Source organism: Azospirillum sp. (genome assembly GCF_050789165.1).
Genome location: NZ_JBOZRT010000140.1, coordinates 1 through 14,797, shown reverse-complemented (window position 1 = coordinate 14,797; position 14,797 = coordinate 1). Strand labels below are relative to the sequence as shown.

The window sequence follows — 14,797 nt, the reverse complement described above, 5'->3', positions numbered from 1 at the left end:
GGCCATGGAGCTGAGCAGCGTCAAGAGCAAGAGTCGGCAGAGTTCGTTCGCAGGCGTGCCACAGCCGAACTGCGCGCGTCCAGATGCGCAATATACCGCTGCGCGCGCGTCGGATTACGCCAACCGCCGGCCTGCATGATGTCTGGAAGCGCGAAGCCGGCTTGTGTCAGATCGTGGGCCGTCCCGACCCGGCATGAGTGCGAGCTGATGCCGATCGGATCAAGGCCCGCGGCGGCGGTAAGCCGTCGAAGCGCTCGACTCACGTGTTCGGGTCGGAGGCGAGCCCCGAGTTTGCCGGTTCGGTGCAACGAGCGGAACACCGGCCCCTCGTCAATCCCAGCGCCGTTCATCCAGCGATCGAGAGCCGTAAGCGCCTCTGGTGAAACCCACACCAGCTGACGGGGATCGCCGGTGCTGACCTTCGACCGCTGGAGCAGCAGTAACCCGTCGCCGCCCGGAAAGCGTTGTATGTCGCTGACGTTGATCCTGACCACCTCGGACCGGCGCGCCAACGCATCGCGCGCTACCAACAGGATCGCTTGATCACGCAGGTCCACCAGACGCGCCGGGGGCATGCTGAGGATCGCCCGAATCTCGGTCTCGGTGAGCGCTCGCGCCTGCCGGTGCTGTGGCGGCTTCTCCCGCATTAACCGCCGTAGTGCAAGGCCGACGGCGGGATCCTCCCGAGGATCCGGCAGGCGCGCCGTGCGATGCACGATGCACACGGCGCTCACACGCTGCGCCACCGAATCGGCTCCCAGCCGGTAACCCACAGTGGTGACGTAGGCAAGGACGGTACGGGAGGTCGCCGGGAAGCCCCGCCTGCCGTTGTGCATGCAGAACACCAGGAAATCGCGGACCGCGAGCCTCAGATTGCGTTGTGTTGCTGGGGCATAGGCGGGGAACAGCGCGTCGAGCGCTTTGACGACTCGCCGAGAAATGGGAGGGGTGACGAGCTTCGGTCCGCCAGCATCAAGTAGCACACGGAATGCCTCAGCGTAGGCGTGCATGTGTGTCTCCCAAGAACTCAAGCGAGCATCGTTCTCGCTCCCAAGGACAGCTTACCCCTGCCGCATGGAGCGCTAGGTTGGTCGCGGGAATTACCGAGGGTCCCCTGTGCAACACCCCATCAAATGCACAACGCTTTCCTTTATAGAAAGTTCTTTCTTTTTTCGAAAGCACGCGATGGAGTAAGCGTCTTATCCTTTTGCGCAATCGCGTACTTCTGATAAAGCAGGTTCATGTTGCCTGCTCAATGCCGAGCCGCTCGCGGCCTACTTAACTGGACTCAGAAAGATCTCGCATCCAGATCCGGTGTGAGCACGGTAACTATTAGAAATTTTGAGAACGAAAGATCTACACCACAACCCGCTACACTGACCGTTCTTCGACAAACACTCGAGGCTGCGGGCATTGAATTCATCCCGCGGAATGGTGGCGGACCCGGCCTGCGCCTGCGTTAGAACCTGTGCTTGGCCGCCGGAAACATCAGTCTCCTTCTCGGCCCTTCTAGAATCGTGGACCGGCCCATGTTCGCCGAACGTCTGGACCGACTTGGCAACCTTCGCTGGCCCGCAGGCTGTGTACCTGATCGGCAGCTTGGCCCGCGGTGATGCGCAGGGGGGAGACATCGACATCAACCTGTTCGTCATCGTAGATGATGGCGCCGTGCCGGAACCGGTGGCCCTGCAGCGGCTCCGGCAGAACTTGCGCGATCATGGCGTGCTGTTCGACGTGCGCGCCTGCCGGCGCTCGGCGTACGAGGCCAAACGCGGGAAACCGGGGACGATGGCGCACAGCGTCGCTCGGGAGGGCGTGTTGCTGTACGGGGCGGATAGGTGATGCGGATCACCTCATGGAACCGGCTGCGCCGCGTCGGCGCGACGGCCAGCGACGTTGCCACCCTGATCCGGTTGATGCAGCCGGATCTCCTGCTCATGCAGGAAGCCACACGCGACATCGCGGACCTGCCGTCGCTGGTCGGCGGCACCCTACACCACCGGCTGCGGCCCAACCGCGTCCATGGGCTGGCGGCCTGGAGCCCGGACCCGCTGCCGGAACCGGAGTACATGCCGTTGCCCTTCGACCCGGGCGTCGTGTCCAGCGGCCGGCGCTTCGCCATGGTGCTGCCGTTGCCCGCGCTCACCGTGGTCAACGTGCACCTGAGCCACGGCCAGCGGCTCCTGCGCCGTCATCGGGGACTACAACGTGGTTGGCCCGATGCTGGTGGCCGGCTGGCGGGATGTTGGGCCGCTGCGCCCCACGCACCGTGCCAGCGGTGTGCTGCCGGCCCGGCTCGACCGTTGCCTCGTCCGAGGTCCCGGTGTCACCAGCGCCAGCGCCCTGGTCTTCCCCCGTGGCGCGTCCGACCACCGTCCGATCTCGATCGATCTGGCGGTGCACCGCGCGGCGGCCTAAAGGGCAGGCGCATCCGGCAGGGGCACCGCTCTTGCGCCGGCGCTGTCCAGGGCGGCCGGCCGTACCATGTCCCTCCATGCCAGGCGGCAGGAGGTGCACATGGCGCAGACCGACATCGAGTTGCTCCGCGGCCTGTACGACCGCTACTCCGCCGGTGACGTGGCGCCGCTGTTCGAGCGCCTCGCGCCCGACGTCGAGTGGGTCTCCTGCGGCCAATCTCCGGTTCTGGCGGCCTTCTCCGGCACCTTCCACGGTCCGGACGGCGTCCAGCGCTACTTCCAGGGCCTGACGCAGGAATGGACGATCACCCGGCACGAGATGCAGGACATCGCGGAGGACGGGGACGAGGTCGTCACGCGCAACCGCGTCGAGGCTGTCAGCACGGCCACGGGCAAGCCGGTGACGGTGACGACCGAACACCGATGGCTGCTGCGCGACGGCCGGATCCTGCGCTTCGAGGAGCGTTGCGCTGATGAAGCGGCCCTGGAGGCCGCTTGCCGTCCTTGTGGGCCATGATGGCCCTGATTACGTCCTGGACCGCGGCTTCGTGACCGGCGTACGCCGCGTGGGTTCCAGCGTCGGCGGCAGCGCCTGGGCCGCGATCTCCGCGAGGATGCCCATGATCTTGCGCCTTTCCCCCATGGTTTCGGCGACGCTGGCCAGCGCCCACAGGTCACCCACGTAGATCCTGGCCGCGGACAGCAGGGCATTGGGCCCCGCCGACCCGTATACCCGCGCCGCCGCCGCCGCGAAGCGCCGCCGCTCATCGACATCGGTGCGCGCCAACGTCTCGATGATAGCCATCCCAGCCGGACGCGACCGCCGATCCATCAAGACCCCCAGGGCTTTGTCACCGAGGTTGCGGGCACGGGACGGCACCGCTTCCGGCCGCGGGCGGTCCGACTTCGGACCGGTACGGGCCGGCGGACGGGTGGGCGGCTTCGGCATGCAGGGCTCCCGGTCATGACCGACCGATCATACCCTGCCGCCGTTGCCGGAAACACCGTCCAGACCGCCCCAGGGATGGAGCGTATTGCCTCAGCGGATCGGGATGTTCACGCTGAACTCGAAGCCGCTGCGCGCAGGCGGCGCATAGACGCCGTACGGCGCGGGCGCGTAGACGACGGCGGGCGGCGCGCCGTAGGCGGCGCCGTGAGACCAGCCGTGGTGCTCCCGCCACTTCTCGCGACGCCAGGCTTCACGGTCGCGTTCCCGCTGCTCACGGCGAGCCTCGCGCTCCTGCTGGATCTGCCGTTCACGCCACTCCTCCTGACGGCGCTGCTCCTCGCGCCAGCGATCCCGCTCACCCCAGCCGCCCTGCTCATGACGCCACGACGGACCGTCGTCTTCGTGGGCCGCGGCCGGCCCGACGCCGACCACCAGCGCCCCCGCGACCAGCGCACCCAGCACCATCACCTTCGGCCCACGCAGAGCAGCGAAACCACCATCACGGCCAGACATCTCCGGCGTCCTTCTGCATCGAGGGCACCCAGCCCTCATGCGGAAATGAACGTTGTCGGCCCGTCCCTCATTCCATGGCCACCGCTAGGCCGTTCGACCGACCCGATGAGCAAACGGGGGATGGCAGGGTATCGCATTCCCGCCGGTGATCGGGCGGGATCATCATGCGTCAACGCCACGAAGAAGGCGGCACCGGAGGAGACCCCCCATGGGCTCGTACCATCGACCCGCGGACGGAAAGCCCCGTCACGACGCTCTGGCTGCACGTTACATGCTGGCCAACTGGATCACCTTGATTGCCGAGGACCACGGCTGGGACGCCGGCACGGTCGCGCGCCTCGCCGGAATCGATCCCGAACAGGCCCGCGCCATCCTCGACGGCGTCGTCATCCTGACGCCGGCGCCGGTGCTGGACCACGTCCTGCGCCGCCTGGACGGCCGTCCCCACTGAAGGGTTCCGGCCTGTCCTGATCCCAGGAGAGCGACCATGTCCGAGTGGTTCATCGACGGGCGCTGGCAGAAGGCCGACGCCTTGACGCAGATCCGTCGCTGCGCCAACCTCAAACGCCTTGACGCCGTGGCCCTGGCACGCCACACCGGGCTACCGGCCCGGGCCGCCCGCGCGGTGCTCTCCGGCTTCGGAACCGCTGTGCCGCAACGGCACCTGGACCAAGCCACCAGGGCTCTGTCGCTGTAGAGCATTGCCTCTGTCCCGGTGCGTTCAGCGACAACCCGTCCTCTCCCGGAGGGAACGCAGCCCGGCAGCAGGTTCCCGTTTTCGGGCGCGTTGACGTGTGATGTGCCCGGGCTTGGGCTGTCTGGCGGGTAAAGCGAGAACGCTTCCCCTGGAGGAGATGCCCATGCCCAAGGTCCTCATCCTGCTCCTCGCCGCTGTGCCGCTGCAGGCGTGCGGCTGGACCGACATCGCCATCCGCGAAAGCCAGATGCTCAAGCAGCAGCGCGAGCGCGCCGCCGCGGCCGCGGTCGTGGTGCCGGCCAAGGCGCCCTGAACCGGCTCCCGCAAAAGTCCCGTCGACACCGGCACCATAGGCGGCCGGACAACTGCCGCGTGCTGGTGGGAAGCACGGCCACCGACCGGCCCGGACAAGACCAGCGGTGCGGCACGCACCGCCGATCTCCAGGACCCGCCTCCACCTGTTCCTCGGCCCGCCAGGACGTCATTGCCACGACGCCTCGATCCGCCCATCCCGGGCCACCCCTTCCATCCCGGCCCGTGCATGATGGTCGCTCCATCGCCTGTCCCGCAGACGCCGGCCCTGGGCTTGTGAGCGCCGGGGGCGTTCGGCATATGGCGGCAGGGACACCGAGCAGGAGGACACCGCCATAGCCAGCAGCATCCGCATCGTTACCGGCGCGACCATTACGCACGACCGCTGCATCAACGCCGCCGTGCTGGCGTCCCTGAATGGCCAGGTGGCGCGCTCGCGCTGCCTCGGCATCGGCCACGCCACCTTCGTGGTGGTAGAGGCGGACACCTTCCGCCACGTCCAGACCGTCTTCGCCCGCCTGGGCGGCACCATCGTCGCCGACCGCCTCGAGCAGATCGACCTGCGCACCCAGACCGTAGCCGTTATGTGAAACCAGGATGTCGGGACCAAGCAGCGCATCGAGGGCCTGCTGCGCTCGGTGGTGTGCGGGCGGTTCAACCGGGCGCGCGTGGCGGCGTGAGGCCAGCCTGAAAAGAAATTGCGAATCCGCAATTTTTCGGGACGCTTGGGATGGCGCGGTGAGAGGAACGGGGCATTCGAAAAATTGCGGATTCGCAATTATTCTGAAGGGCGGCATCAGAAGAGGAGAGGGGCGGATGCGCAACGCCCCTCTCGTTCTGCCTTAGGAGGCGGTGCGCAGGATCGCGTCGATAGCTTCGCGCATGTCTTCCAGACGCCGGCGGTCTTCCTCGCCGAGTGGCCGCGGCTCGGCCCGCAATCCGGCCAGTACTTCGTGCGCGTGGTGGATATGGCGGGCGTAGCGTTGCGGCAGCAGGCTGGGAATGGCGACCCGGTTGCGCCGCTCGCGGGGAGCCCCGGGTTCATCCGCCTCGTTGTCGCGCTCATCCGCCCGTCCGGGCGTCCCGGGCCGTGGGGCGCCGGTCATCTCCGCCTTGAGCGCCTGCCACAGATCCATCTGCTGCGCCTCGTCGTCGACGGCGGCGATGTCGAACAGCCGGTAGCGCGCCGGCTTCAGGGCAGTCGCCTCGTGTCGGATAATGTCCGGCAGCCGCAGGACTGAAAGGATACGCGAGATCGCCGTCGTGGTCTTGCCGATCATCGGGGCGATCTTGTTGTAGCGCAGCCCGTGGCGCTCCTTGAGGCCACGGATGGCCTCGGCCTCGTCGAAGACGTCGAGGTCGTCGCGGTGCAGGTTCTCGAACAGCGCGATCTCATCGGCCCGTGCGCTGATCTCCTCAACCTTCTCGGCGCTGGCCCCGTCCAGGTTGGCCACGACGCGGCAGGGGATGGTGGCGTTGCCAATTTCCCGCATGGCCCGAAGCCGCCGCGAGCCGTAGACTAGGCGGAAGCGCATCGGGTTCAATTGGAGCACGCCGATGGGCTGCTGCAGCCCGTATTCCTGGATCGACGCCCTCAGAACCTTATACGCCTCTTCATCCATCGAAGATCGCGGCTGGTGCGGGTTGTCCTCGATGTTGGCAATGTCGGGCGTGATGATGGGGTAGTCGGTGTCTGGCGCGGCGAACAGCGCCGAGATGCTGCTGACCGTGGAAGTGCCGCCGGCCGCCCCCTTGCCAAGCCGGCTCGCCGCCCGCAGGGAATCACGCGACATTCAGGACCTCCAGGCGCTTCTCGCGCTCGCTGATGAGAGCGTCGATAAGGACGCGCATGTTGGCGGCACCCGGTGCCTCGGGCTCCGCCTCGAAGGCAGCGCGGCCGGCGAGGGCGGCCTCGCCGTGCACCGTGGCTCGCGGGATCGGCGGGAAGATCCGCAGCGACTGCCCGAACGTCGTGTGCAGGTGCTCCAGCACGACCTGGTGCTGATGGAGCCGCACGTCGTGCATGGTCGGCAGGATGCCGAGGATCTGGAAATCGGACACGAAGCGGCGCTTGATCTTGGCGATTGAGGCCAGAAGTTTCTCCATGCCGAGCGAGGCCAGATACTCGGTCTGCGTCGGAATGATCACCCCATGGCAAGACAGCAGCGCGTTCGTCGTCATCTGCCCGAGGTTGGGTGGGCAGTCGATGATGACGAAGTCGTAGTCGTCCTTCAACTCAGCGATCTTCTCGCGCAGCGCCAGCGGCCCGCTGGAATCCGAGGTCAACTCGGACTCCACGAAACTCAACCCGAGGCAGGAGGGCACGACCTCCAGGCCGGCTGGCCGCACCGGCACGATCACGTCGCGCAGCGAGACTTGGTCGCGCAGCACATGCGGCAGTGACTTCTTGACCTCCTGCTCGTACTCCGGGGTGTCCAGGCCGAGGTTGGCGGTGGCGTGCGCCTGGGGATCAGCGTCGATGACCAGGACCCGGTTTCCCTGCGCGGCCAGCACGCTGCCAAGGTTGACCGAGGTCGTCGTCTTGCCCACCCCGCCCTTGTTGTTGGTGCAGGCGGCGATGTAAGCGGGGCCGTGCTTGGCGTTCGGGCCGGCCTGCTCACGCAGAAGGAAGCGCAGGACGGCCTCTGGGATCTTCTCGCGATTCCCCTCCCAGCGGCTGATCTTGGGACCATCGTAGCGACGCCCCAGCGCTTCGTTGAGCCACGTGGCAAATTCGGCCTGAAGAAGCCCCTTCTGCTCACGCAGCCGTTTGACGTCTTCGCCCTGCATCCGCGCCTACCCCGAAAGATGTTGACCTCGGGGCAGCGTTACTGGTGGTGGCCCCTTCCGTCAAGTTTGATGGCGGCGAGCGGCTTGCGTCAAGTTGCGTCAAGGCGCCACACGGGCATCAAGAACACGGCCGAACCCCTTGTCCCGCCACACCTCAGGCGGGCTCAGCGTCGCAGAATGTCCATCATCCAGCGGACGCAGCCAACGCCCTACCTCTACTCGGAGGAAGACATCGCGGCCCTGATCGAGGCGGCGGGAACCTTGTGCACACCGCATCGGGCGGCGACCTACCGAAGCCTGATCGCCCTGTTGGCAGTGACCGGCATGCGGATCGGGGAAGCCATCGGCCTCGACCGCGACGATCTCGACGCCGGGAACGGGTTGCTCGTCATCCGCAACGGCAAGTTCGGCAAGTCCCGCGAGTTGCCGCTGCATCCAAGCACCGTGACCGCGCTTGGCGACTACCTGCGGCGGGCCGACCGACCTTCCCAAGCGGCGAATGCACCTGCGCTGCTGGTCTCCACGGCCGGCAGCCGGCTGCGGTACAACAACGTCCAGAACACCTTCCACCGGCTGGCCGGTCGCGCCGGCCTCACCTCACGCTCCGCCTTGTGCCGGCCCCGGCTCCATGACCTGCGTCACAGCTTCGCGGTCAACACCATCCTTGACGGATATCGCGACAGCGGCGACCCCGGTGCCCGTCTTGCCCTGCTGTCGACCTACCTCGGCCACGTCGATCCCGGCAAGACCTACTGGTACCTATCGGCCGCGCCGGAACTGCTGAAGCTGGTAGGCGACCGGCTGGAGCGCCACCTTGGGGGGGACCCATGACCGCACTGGCCACGACCCTGCAGGCGTTCTTCTCGGATCGCCTGATCCGCCAACGCCAAGCCAGCCCGCATACGCTCGCCGCCTACCGGGACACTCTGCGGCTGTTGCTCGTCTTCGCGTCCGGGCAGCGGAACAAGGAGCCTTCCAATCTGGACATCGGCGATCTCGATGCCCCGCTAGTCGGCGCCTTCCTCGACCACCTCGAGCACCAGCGCGGGAACGGCGTGCGCACCCGCAACGCCCGGCTCGCCGCCATCCGGTCGCTGTTCCGGTATGCCGCGCTCCGCCATCCCGAGCACGCCGCCGTGATCGCGCGGGTGCTCGCCATCCCACCCAAGCGCTTCGACCGTAAGCTCGTGACTTTCCTCACCGAACCGGAACTCGACGCGCTGCTCGCCGCCCCGGACCCGACGACCTGGACCGGTCGGCGTGACCGCACCCTTCTCGGGCTCGCCGCGCAGACCGGATTGCGTGCGTCCGAATTGATCGGGCTCCGGTGCGCTGATGTCCACCTCGGCGCCGGCGCACACGTCAGCTGCCTGGGCAAAGGGCGAAAGCTGCGGATCACGCCGCTTACCTCAGGCATGGTCGCCGCCCTGCGCACTTGGCTGGACGAGCGCGCCGGCCAACCGACGGATCCGCTGTTCGTGACGCAGGCCGGAACGGTGCTCAGCCGCGATGCGCTTGAACACCGTCTTGCCAAGTACGTGGAGCGTGCCGCCTGCACCTGCACACCGTTGTCTCAGAAGAGGGTCACAATGCACGTGTTGCGCCATACCGCGGCGATGCGGCTGCTGCGCGCCGGCATCGACACCGCAGTGATCGCGCTGTGGCTCGGCCACGAACAGATCGAAACCACGCAAATCTACCTGCACGCTGACCTGGAGCTCAAGGAACGCGCCCTGGCCAGAACGACCCCGGCCGACACAAAGCCTGGCCGCTACCGGCCGCCCGACAAACTGCTCGCCTTCCTCGAGGCGATCTGATTATGCCGCCCCCGCCGCGAGGATCACCGCCGCTCGGGCCGGGTTCCCCGCGGTGGTCGGCATAATCCGGAGGTCGGCATAGTGGGCGTTATGCCGACGTCGGCATAACGCCCATGTGCTCAGAGACGTGCAGTACGCCATCGACTGCGGCGACAGCGTGGTGGCGCCGAAGATCCGCGACCACCTGCGCTGGTCCATCCGTGTCGACAAGCGAAGACCGAGCCTGAAGGACAGCACGCTCGCCGCCTGCGCCGCCAAGGCTGAGCAGGGTCTTGATGCTCTGCTCGGTGTGCCCGCCGCCCATCCGGCCGGCCGCGAGCTGCAACGTCAGATCAAGGCGTGGCGCGCCAAGTTCTTCGTCTTTCTCGCTGATCGGCGCGTGCCGCCAACCAACAACGGCAGTGAGCCAATGCGGTTCAGTTAAGCGCGCTTTTGCGGCTTCCGCAGGCGATGCCGGAGGCAATTGACCCAAAGATCGAAGGAGTTCGGGGCCAACTTCTCCACGCGGCAATATTCCGCTCTGGTTCGACCGCTCTGTTGCCAGCCTTGGATGTGCTCCCACCAGAAGCGCTCGTGCGCGATCTTCCGGGCTCGCTTCACGCGGGCTTTTGCGTCGAGATCAGCGCCGGCAGCTGGAGGATGGATTCGGATCTGCGATGTCGGAAGGAGCTGGCGCTGGGGTGTGGCGACTACTGGTTTGGTTGGAAAGGTTCGGATCTTGCGTTTGACCTCGCGGGGGCAGGTCCGCCCGGGTTTATGCTTCACACGCACGGCGATGATCTCAACCAAGACGGCCGACCACATGCGCTGGCGTTGGCGAGGGGGAAAAAGGCCGCGTGGAAGGGTAAGTGGCGCCGCACCACCCTGACCACATGGACGAAGGAGAGGGTGTCCGGATCACAGGCGGCTTGGACGCTGGCTTGGCATATGAGACGGCGAAGGGCGAAATGCGCTAGCAAAAGGCCATACAGCTCTTGCTCGATCAAATCCGGCCGGCGAGAGCGCAGGATCAGGCGCTGCCCTGGCAGGGTGACTTTGAGTTCCGCAAAGACGAGTTCATGTTGCCAGCGCTCATGGTACAGCGCCGCCAGTTCCGTCGCCGGTGCTATGTCCGGAGTAAGCGTCGTCTGGAGGCTGCCTTGTGGGAACAGGGGCCGGCGTGCTGAAAGCTGGAGGTCGGCGCCGCCGCCGTGCGTGGCCGGCTTGGCATCGTGGCAAGCAGCGTGGTTTGCACCGTGGCGGTCCAGCGCATCGAGGTCATCACCGGCGCCGGTGGGCGGCGCACCTACTCGGCCGAGGAGAAGATCCGCCTGGTCGGCGAAGCCCGCGGCGGGCGCGGCGCGGTGGCCGCGGTGGCGCGCCGCCATGGCGTGTGCACCAGCCTGATCTACCGCTGGCGTCGGCAGCTCAAGAGCGGCGAATTGGCGGCCGAGGCGCCAGCGTTCGTGCCGGTGCGCGTGCTCGAGGCGCCGCCACCCGCCAGCATCGTCACTCCCACCGCGGCGCCATCCACGCCAGAACCGACGGCGCCGGTTGAGCGCCGAACCGCCCTGGCCGAGGTGGTGCTCGCCAACGGCCGCGTGCTGCGCGTCGCCGAGGACATCGCGCCTGCCACGCTGCGCCGGCTGGTCGGCGCGCTGGACAGCCCGTGATCTCGGTTCCCGCCGGCGTGCGGGTCTATCTGGCGATGGGCCCCACCGACATGCGCAAAGGCATGGACGGTCTGGCCATGCTCGCCCAGGAGATCCTCAAGCAGGATCCGTTCGCCGGCCATCTGTTCGTCTTCCGGGGCCGGCAAGGGAATCGCCTGACATTGTGCATCCTTCCTTTCACAGTCCCGGCAGCCTCATGCCGCCATCCCTTTGATATTCAATAAGGTTCTTGGGACGCCACGCCTTCACCTCGTTCACGCCCGTTCGTACGGCATCGGTGTCCAGCGCGGCGGCCGGAATGTGCCAGGGTGCCGAAGGAACAAGCTGCGTCGCCGGCAGGATCCCGCGCTGGATGAGGCGGTGCACCGACGGGATCGAGATGCCGAGCCGTTTCGCCGCCTTGTCCGCGGTCAGCGTCTCGGGACGGGGAACGGACGGGTCGAAGTCGGGGATGGAGAGCCGCTCCCGCAACAGCCGAACTGCCATCGCCGTCCAGGTCTCCCCGGCCTCGGTCCGACACTTCATGCGGTTCAGCGTCATGGAGATCTCGCGGTCCGGCCAATGGCCGCCAAGCTTGCGCACCACCTCCACCGCTCCGGGATGGCCGCCCTCCCGTCGGCGGCCGGTCCTGGCCCGCGGCACGCGCACTTCCGTGTGCCGGCCGCCGACCCAGTGGATCCGCAGCACCGCCTCGTACGCCACGTCGTCGAGGTCGATCACCACTTCCTCCACGAGCAGCCGCGTCAGGCGCTGCCGGGTCCGTGCGTCCGCCGTGGGCGCGTTCCACGCCGCCGGCAGGTCGCGGGCCAATCCCAGCAGGGCCTCCCGGTCCACGGCCGGCCGCGCGGCGGACCGCGCGTCGACCTCGGCGATCCGGCGCTCGATCTGCGCCACCCGCTCCAGCGCCGTGTTCCAGCGTGCTTCCAATTCGCGAACGACATGACGCTTGGCCGGATCCACGAGATCGTAGCGGCGCGCGGCCAGTGCTGCGTCATAGCGGGCCGCCTCCAGTTCGCGTTCCAGCGCCGCACGCTCCTCCGCCCCCGCCGCGGCCGCCTGGTCGGCGGCGAGCAGGGCGGCCTCCACGGCCCGGGCGGAGACGGCCTCCAGCATCTGGGCCACGACCGCCCGGTCAACGCGCACGCCACCGATGCCGACGCACAGGCCGGCGCCGACGTGGGCGTCGTCGCCCCGGCACTGGTAACGGTGCGCATGCCCCGACTGCATGCCGTAGAACACGCGCATCCGACGGCCGCAGCAGCCGCACCGGACCAGCCCCGTCAACAGCGCCCGGCCACCCCGACCGGCCTTGCGGGACGTGCGGCGCTGCATGTGGGCGTTCTCCTCGAGCATCCGCTGGTGCTCCTCGAACTCGGCCCAGGTGATGTAGCCCTCGTGGTTGTCGCGCAGCAGGGTGTTCCAGTCCGCGCGATCCCGTCTGTGCCCGCTCGTCTTGCGCGCCCGGCCCTCGACGACCCGCGTCCGGTCACCCCGCCGTCCGAACACGTAGGCGCCGGCGTAGATGGGGTTCTGCAGCACCTGGATCACCGTGTGGTAGGCCGGCGGCTGCCAGAGGATCTTGCAGGCGGAGAGGTTGCGCAGGACGACCGGAAGCGACAGGCCGGCGGAGCGCATCCATAGGAAGACCTGGCGGGCGCTGCCCAGTTCGCGGAACTTGCGGAACAGCATCCGGATGGCGTCGGCGACGCGCTCGTCCGGATCGATCTCGATCCGCCCGGCCTCACTCCAGCAGTAGCCGGGCGGCAGCGTGAACCGCAGCTCGCCTCGCCGAGCTTTGCCGTCGCGGGCTTCGATGCCGCGCTGGCGCAACAGGCTGAGCTCGTACTCCGACATCGTTCCCTTCAGTCCGAGCAGCAAGCGATCGTTCAACAGCCGTGGATCATAGACCCCGTCCGGATCGATCACCAACGTCCCAGCCAGGGCACAGAGGTCGATGAGGTGGTGCCAATCCCGGCCGTTTCGGGCCAAGCGCGACGCCTCGATGCAATAGACCGCGCCGACCGTGCCGGCGCAGACGGCCGCCGCCAGCTTCTGGAACCCCGGCCGCGCCTCCAGCCCGGAACCGGAGCGGCCGAGGTCCTCGTCGATGATCGCCACGTCGACGAAGCCGGCCGTGCGCGCCGCATCGGCCAGCGCATATTGCCGGCGGCGGCTCTCGGCGTGGCCGGTCACCTGGCCGGGAGTGGATTGGCGGACATAGATCGCGGCCCCGCGGCCGAGGTGATCAGCGGTGATCTTAAGGCTCATGGCCGCCCTCCTCGTGCTCCGCGCCTGGCCGGGCGCCCGCGGCTTCCAGGAGCAGGTCCGCCAGCGCCCGCACCGCTTCGTCCGGGATCATGACGTTCAGGGGTGGGGCGTTGAGATCCAGCGACAGCTGATTCGCCGGCCGCGGTCGTCTGATCATCGGCAACCTCCTCGGTGGGTGGGATGACCGATGGTGCGTGATTACCGGCTTGGCTCCGCAAATCCGAGAGAACTGCCGCCAATGCCCCAAGGGCGACGGCGCCGACCTGCGGCGGCCCCAACGCGTCCATCCCCAGGCAGGAGGTCGCGTCGCACATCCAGGCCGGCAGCTCGCGGGCGGTTCCCGGACGCTCCTCCAGCCAGATCACGGGATGACCGCTGCGGACGGTTCGGCTCACCACCCGGAGCGTCTGCCCGTACAGCGGGTGCCACCGGTATTCGACCCGCGCCGACTCAAATCTGTATGTCGAATGACGCTCGATCTGGGCACCTGGTGAAAGTGCTGTACTGGGATGGCCAGGGATTCAGCGTCCTGGCTTCATGATGCCTCTCCAAAGCAGGTTTATCGGTGCCTCACGTCACGTGTTTGACCTGGGTCGGTTTGCGGGGGCGACGGCGTCGGTCATGGGCCAGGGCGTCGTCCAGGCGAACGAGCCAGAGTTCGCGGTTTACCGCCACCGCCCTGCGTGCCGGCACCAGTCCTTTGTACAGCCACCTGTAGATCGTGCCTTCGGGCACCCCGAGGCGAACCGACAGTTCTGCCACCGTGAACTCGTCCGGCTCGCGCTGCACCACCAGGGTTGGACGGTGCCGGCCATCCGGCAACAAACCCCGGCGCTGCAGCCAGGAGCGCACACCGCCCTCGGTCACCGGCTGGCCATGCGGCGAGAGCCAGCCCTCGGCCGCCAAGGTCCGGGCGATGGCCGGCGGGCGCAGCCCCTCGGCGAACAGCGCCGTGGTCCGGGCGAAAAGCTCATCATGGCCGGCCAACTGAGTCATGCGGCGCACCGCACGCCGCAGCCGATGGCGGGTCCGACGTCCTCCGGCCCAATGGCACTCCACCGCCATGTGCTCGGTCTCGCCCTCCACGACAACCACGACCCGCTCCAGCATCAGGCGCACGATCTCCTTGCGCTCGGCCGCGGTGGTGCTCGATGCACGCCAGATCGTCGTCACATCGGCGGCGAGGCGCTCGATGGCGGCCCGTTCCGCAGCGGACTATGGCGCGACAATCACGGTGAGAACGGCGTCAATCAGGATGAGAATGGAATGCCGCCGTCGTGACGGATGCACAGTCCGGTGAAAATGAACAGGCTGTCCGGTCGAAACTGAACAGCGCGTACGGCGGAAATCGAACAGGCCGTACGGCAGCATGAACACCCTGT

The 14,797-nt window shown here is 67.6% G+C and carries 22 protein-coding genes and 1 pseudogene; 13 read left to right on the top strand and 10 right to left on the bottom strand.

Annotated features, from left to right (window positions below; all coding sequences use genetic code 11):
- Positions 1–20 precede the first annotated feature (20 nt).
- Positions 21–1,010 (bottom strand): tyrosine-type recombinase/integrase, encoded by a 990-nt coding sequence (locus ACRWK7_RS29520; protein WP_431860495.1) that lies wholly within the window; start codon positions 1,008–1,010, stop codon positions 21–23.
- 231 nt (positions 1,011–1,241) lie between these two features.
- Between ACRWK7_RS29520 and ACRWK7_RS29515 the strand changes: the two genes are divergently transcribed.
- From ACRWK7_RS29515 to ACRWK7_RS29500, 4 genes are all read left to right on the top strand, one after another.
- Complete coding sequence (locus tag ACRWK7_RS29515; protein WP_431860494.1) at positions 1,242–1,463, top strand: helix-turn-helix domain-containing protein; 222 nt, start codon at positions 1,242–1,244, stop codon at positions 1,461–1,463.
- A 91-nt stretch (positions 1,464–1,554) separates the two neighbouring features.
- Entirely contained in the window at positions 1,555–1,842 is a 288-nt protein-coding gene (locus ACRWK7_RS29510) for a nucleotidyltransferase domain-containing protein (protein ID WP_431860492.1), read from the top strand.
- Positions 1,843–2,208: 366 nt separating this feature from the next.
- A complete protein-coding gene (locus tag ACRWK7_RS29505) occupies positions 2,209–2,418 on the top strand; it encodes a hypothetical protein (protein ID WP_431860490.1) in 210 nt (69 codons plus the stop codon).
- A gap of 99 nt (positions 2,419–2,517) precedes the next feature.
- Positions 2,518–2,934, top strand: a complete 417-nt coding sequence (locus tag ACRWK7_RS29500) for a nuclear transport factor 2 family protein (protein ID WP_431860488.1) — start codon at positions 2,518–2,520, stop codon at positions 2,932–2,934.
- A 9-nt stretch (positions 2,935–2,943) separates the two neighbouring features.
- On the opposite strand, the gene ACRWK7_RS29495 is transcribed toward ACRWK7_RS29500, so the two are convergent.
- Positions 2,944–3,366, bottom strand: coding sequence for a hypothetical protein (locus ACRWK7_RS29495; protein WP_431860486.1), 423 nt, complete (start codon positions 3,364–3,366; stop codon positions 2,944–2,946).
- A gap of 90 nt (positions 3,367–3,456) precedes the next feature.
- Positions 3,457–3,879, bottom strand: coding sequence for a hypothetical protein (locus ACRWK7_RS29490; protein ID WP_431860484.1), 423 nt, complete (start codon positions 3,877–3,879; stop codon positions 3,457–3,459).
- Positions 3,880–4,150: 271 nt separating this feature from the next.
- Between ACRWK7_RS29490 and ACRWK7_RS29485 the strand changes: the two genes are divergently transcribed.
- The 4 genes from ACRWK7_RS29485 (at position 4,151) to ACRWK7_RS29470 (ending at position 5,478) form a co-directional block, all read left to right on the top strand.
- Positions 4,151–4,330 (top strand): hypothetical protein, encoded by a 180-nt coding sequence (locus tag ACRWK7_RS29485; RefSeq protein WP_431860482.1) that lies wholly within the window; start codon positions 4,151–4,153, stop codon positions 4,328–4,330.
- 36 nt (positions 4,331–4,366) lie between these two features.
- Positions 4,367–4,576, top strand: a complete 210-nt coding sequence (locus ACRWK7_RS29480; RefSeq protein WP_431860480.1) for a hypothetical protein — start codon at positions 4,367–4,369, stop codon at positions 4,574–4,576.
- A 163-nt stretch (positions 4,577–4,739) separates the two neighbouring features.
- Positions 4,740–4,889: a hypothetical protein gene (locus ACRWK7_RS29475; protein WP_431860478.1), complete on the top strand. Its 150-nt coding sequence runs from the start codon at positions 4,740–4,742 to the stop codon at positions 4,887–4,889.
- A 400-nt stretch (positions 4,890–5,289) separates the two neighbouring features.
- Complete coding sequence (locus ACRWK7_RS29470) at positions 5,290–5,478, top strand: hypothetical protein (protein WP_431860477.1); 189 nt, start codon at positions 5,290–5,292, stop codon at positions 5,476–5,478.
- Positions 5,479–5,730: 252 nt separating this feature from the next.
- Here the strand turns inward: ACRWK7_RS29470 and ACRWK7_RS29465 are convergent, their stop codons facing one another.
- Both ACRWK7_RS29465 and ACRWK7_RS29460 read right to left on the bottom strand, forming a co-directional pair.
- The gene (locus tag ACRWK7_RS29465) at positions 5,731–6,681 is read right to left on the bottom strand and encodes a ParB/RepB/Spo0J family partition protein (RefSeq protein WP_431860475.1); all 951 of its coding nucleotides are present in this window, start codon (positions 6,679–6,681) and stop codon (positions 5,731–5,733) included.
- Positions 6,671–7,678 (bottom strand): AAA family ATPase, encoded by a 1,008-nt coding sequence (locus tag ACRWK7_RS29460; RefSeq protein ID WP_431860474.1) that lies wholly within the window; start codon positions 7,676–7,678, stop codon positions 6,671–6,673. The genes ACRWK7_RS29465 and ACRWK7_RS29460 overlap by 11 nt, the downstream gene beginning before the upstream one ends.
- A gap of 177 nt (positions 7,679–7,855) precedes the next feature.
- On the opposite strand from ACRWK7_RS29460, the gene ACRWK7_RS29455 reads away from it, so the two are divergent.
- The 3 genes and pseudogenes from ACRWK7_RS29455 to ACRWK7_RS29445 all read left to right on the top strand — a co-directional run.
- Positions 7,856–8,509, top strand: a complete 654-nt coding sequence (locus ACRWK7_RS29455; protein WP_431860472.1) for a tyrosine-type recombinase/integrase — start codon at positions 7,856–7,858, stop codon at positions 8,507–8,509.
- Positions 8,506–9,495, top strand: a complete 990-nt coding sequence (locus ACRWK7_RS29450; protein ID WP_431860471.1) for a tyrosine-type recombinase/integrase — start codon at positions 8,506–8,508, stop codon at positions 9,493–9,495. Before ACRWK7_RS29455 ends, ACRWK7_RS29450 begins: the two co-directional genes overlap by 4 nt.
- A 109-nt stretch (positions 9,496–9,604) precedes the next feature.
- Positions 9,605–9,901 (top strand): annotated as a pseudogene (locus ACRWK7_RS29445) (IS66 family transposase); the annotation flags it as partial.
- 14 nt (positions 9,902–9,915) lie between these two features.
- Here the strand turns inward: ACRWK7_RS29445 and tnpA (ACRWK7_RS29440) are convergent.
- Both tnpA (ACRWK7_RS29440) and ACRWK7_RS29435 read right to left on the bottom strand, forming a co-directional pair.
- Positions 9,916–10,299: an IS66 family insertion sequence element accessory protein TnpA gene (gene tnpA, locus ACRWK7_RS29440; protein WP_431860469.1), complete on the bottom strand. Its 384-nt coding sequence runs from the start codon at positions 10,297–10,299 to the stop codon at positions 9,916–9,918.
- Positions 10,257–10,742, bottom strand: a complete 486-nt coding sequence (locus ACRWK7_RS29435; RefSeq protein ID WP_431860531.1) for a transposase — start codon at positions 10,740–10,742, stop codon at positions 10,257–10,259. The genes tnpA (ACRWK7_RS29440) and ACRWK7_RS29435 overlap by 43 nt, the downstream gene beginning before the upstream one ends.
- On the opposite strand from ACRWK7_RS29435, the gene tnpA (ACRWK7_RS29430) reads away from it, so the two are divergent.
- Positions 10,731–11,147, top strand: a complete 417-nt coding sequence (tnpA, locus tag ACRWK7_RS29430; protein WP_431860467.1) for an IS66-like element accessory protein TnpA — start codon at positions 10,731–10,733, stop codon at positions 11,145–11,147. The two genes, ACRWK7_RS29435 and tnpA (ACRWK7_RS29430), sit on opposite strands and share 12 nt — an antisense overlap.
- Positions 11,144–11,371: an IS66 family insertion sequence element accessory protein TnpB gene (gene tnpB / locus ACRWK7_RS29425; RefSeq protein WP_431860466.1), complete on the top strand. Its 228-nt coding sequence runs from the start codon at positions 11,144–11,146 to the stop codon at positions 11,369–11,371. Before tnpA (ACRWK7_RS29430) ends, tnpB begins: the two co-directional genes overlap by 4 nt.
- On the opposite strand, the gene ACRWK7_RS29420 is transcribed toward tnpB, so the two are convergent.
- The 3 genes from ACRWK7_RS29420 to ACRWK7_RS29410 form a co-directional block, all read right to left on the bottom strand.
- A complete protein-coding gene (locus ACRWK7_RS29420; protein ID WP_431860464.1) occupies positions 11,325–13,415 on the bottom strand; it encodes a recombinase family protein in 2,091 nt (696 codons plus the stop codon). The genes tnpB and ACRWK7_RS29420 overlap by 47 nt on opposite strands.
- Positions 13,405–13,572, bottom strand: a complete 168-nt coding sequence (locus ACRWK7_RS29415) for a hypothetical protein (RefSeq protein WP_431860462.1) — start codon at positions 13,570–13,572, stop codon at positions 13,405–13,407. The genes ACRWK7_RS29420 and ACRWK7_RS29415 overlap by 11 nt, the downstream gene beginning before the upstream one ends.
- 413 nt (positions 13,573–13,985) lie before the next feature.
- Positions 13,986–14,588, bottom strand: a complete 603-nt coding sequence (locus tag ACRWK7_RS29410) for a hypothetical protein (RefSeq protein WP_431860460.1) — start codon at positions 14,586–14,588, stop codon at positions 13,986–13,988.
- Positions 14,589–14,797 lie beyond the last annotated feature (209 nt).

Excerpts from the sequence above, each read along its gene's own strand:
- ACRWK7_RS29490 (WP_431860484.1), bottom strand. The coding sequence starts at position 3,879 with ATGTCTGGCCGTGATGGTGGTTTCGCTGCTCTGCGTGGGCCGAAGGTG.
- ACRWK7_RS29520 (WP_431860495.1), bottom strand. The coding sequence starts at position 1,010 with ATGCACGCCTACGCTGAGGCATTCCGTGTGCTACTTGATGCTGGCGGA.
- ACRWK7_RS29500 (WP_431860488.1), top strand. The coding sequence starts at position 2,518 with ATGGCGCAGACCGACATCGAGTTGCTCCGCGGCCTGTACGACCGCTAC.
- ACRWK7_RS29420 (WP_431860464.1), bottom strand. The coding sequence starts at position 13,415 with ATGAGCCTTAAGATCACCGCTGATCACCTCGGCCGCGGGGCCGCGATC.
- ACRWK7_RS29455 (WP_431860472.1), top strand. The coding sequence starts at position 7,856 with ATGTCCATCATCCAGCGGACGCAGCCAACGCCCTACCTCTACTCGGAG.
- ACRWK7_RS29460 (WP_431860474.1), bottom strand. The coding sequence starts at position 7,678 with ATGCAGGGCGAAGACGTCAAACGGCTGCGTGAGCAGAAGGGGCTTCTT.
- ACRWK7_RS29465 (WP_431860475.1), bottom strand. The coding sequence starts at position 6,681 with ATGTCGCGTGATTCCCTGCGGGCGGCGAGCCGGCTTGGCAAGGGGGCG.
- ACRWK7_RS29495 (WP_431860486.1), bottom strand. The coding sequence starts at position 3,366 with ATGCCGAAGCCGCCCACCCGTCCGCCGGCCCGTACCGGTCCGAAGTCG.
- ACRWK7_RS29480 (WP_431860480.1), top strand. The coding sequence starts at position 4,367 with ATGTCCGAGTGGTTCATCGACGGGCGCTGGCAGAAGGCCGACGCCTTG.
- ACRWK7_RS29485 (WP_431860482.1), top strand. The coding sequence starts at position 4,151 with ATGCTGGCCAACTGGATCACCTTGATTGCCGAGGACCACGGCTGGGAC.
- ACRWK7_RS29515 (WP_431860494.1), top strand. The coding sequence starts at position 1,242 with ATGTTGCCTGCTCAATGCCGAGCCGCTCGCGGCCTACTTAACTGGACT.
- ACRWK7_RS29415 (WP_431860462.1), bottom strand. The coding sequence starts at position 13,572 with ATGATCAGACGACCGCGGCCGGCGAATCAGCTGTCGCTGGATCTCAAC.
- ACRWK7_RS29475 (WP_431860478.1), top strand. The coding sequence starts at position 4,740 with ATGCCCAAGGTCCTCATCCTGCTCCTCGCCGCTGTGCCGCTGCAGGCG.
- ACRWK7_RS29450 (WP_431860471.1), top strand. The coding sequence starts at position 8,506 with ATGACCGCACTGGCCACGACCCTGCAGGCGTTCTTCTCGGATCGCCTG.
- tnpA (WP_431860469.1), bottom strand. The coding sequence starts at position 10,299 with ATGTGGTCGGCCGTCTTGGTTGAGATCATCGCCGTGCGTGTGAAGCAT.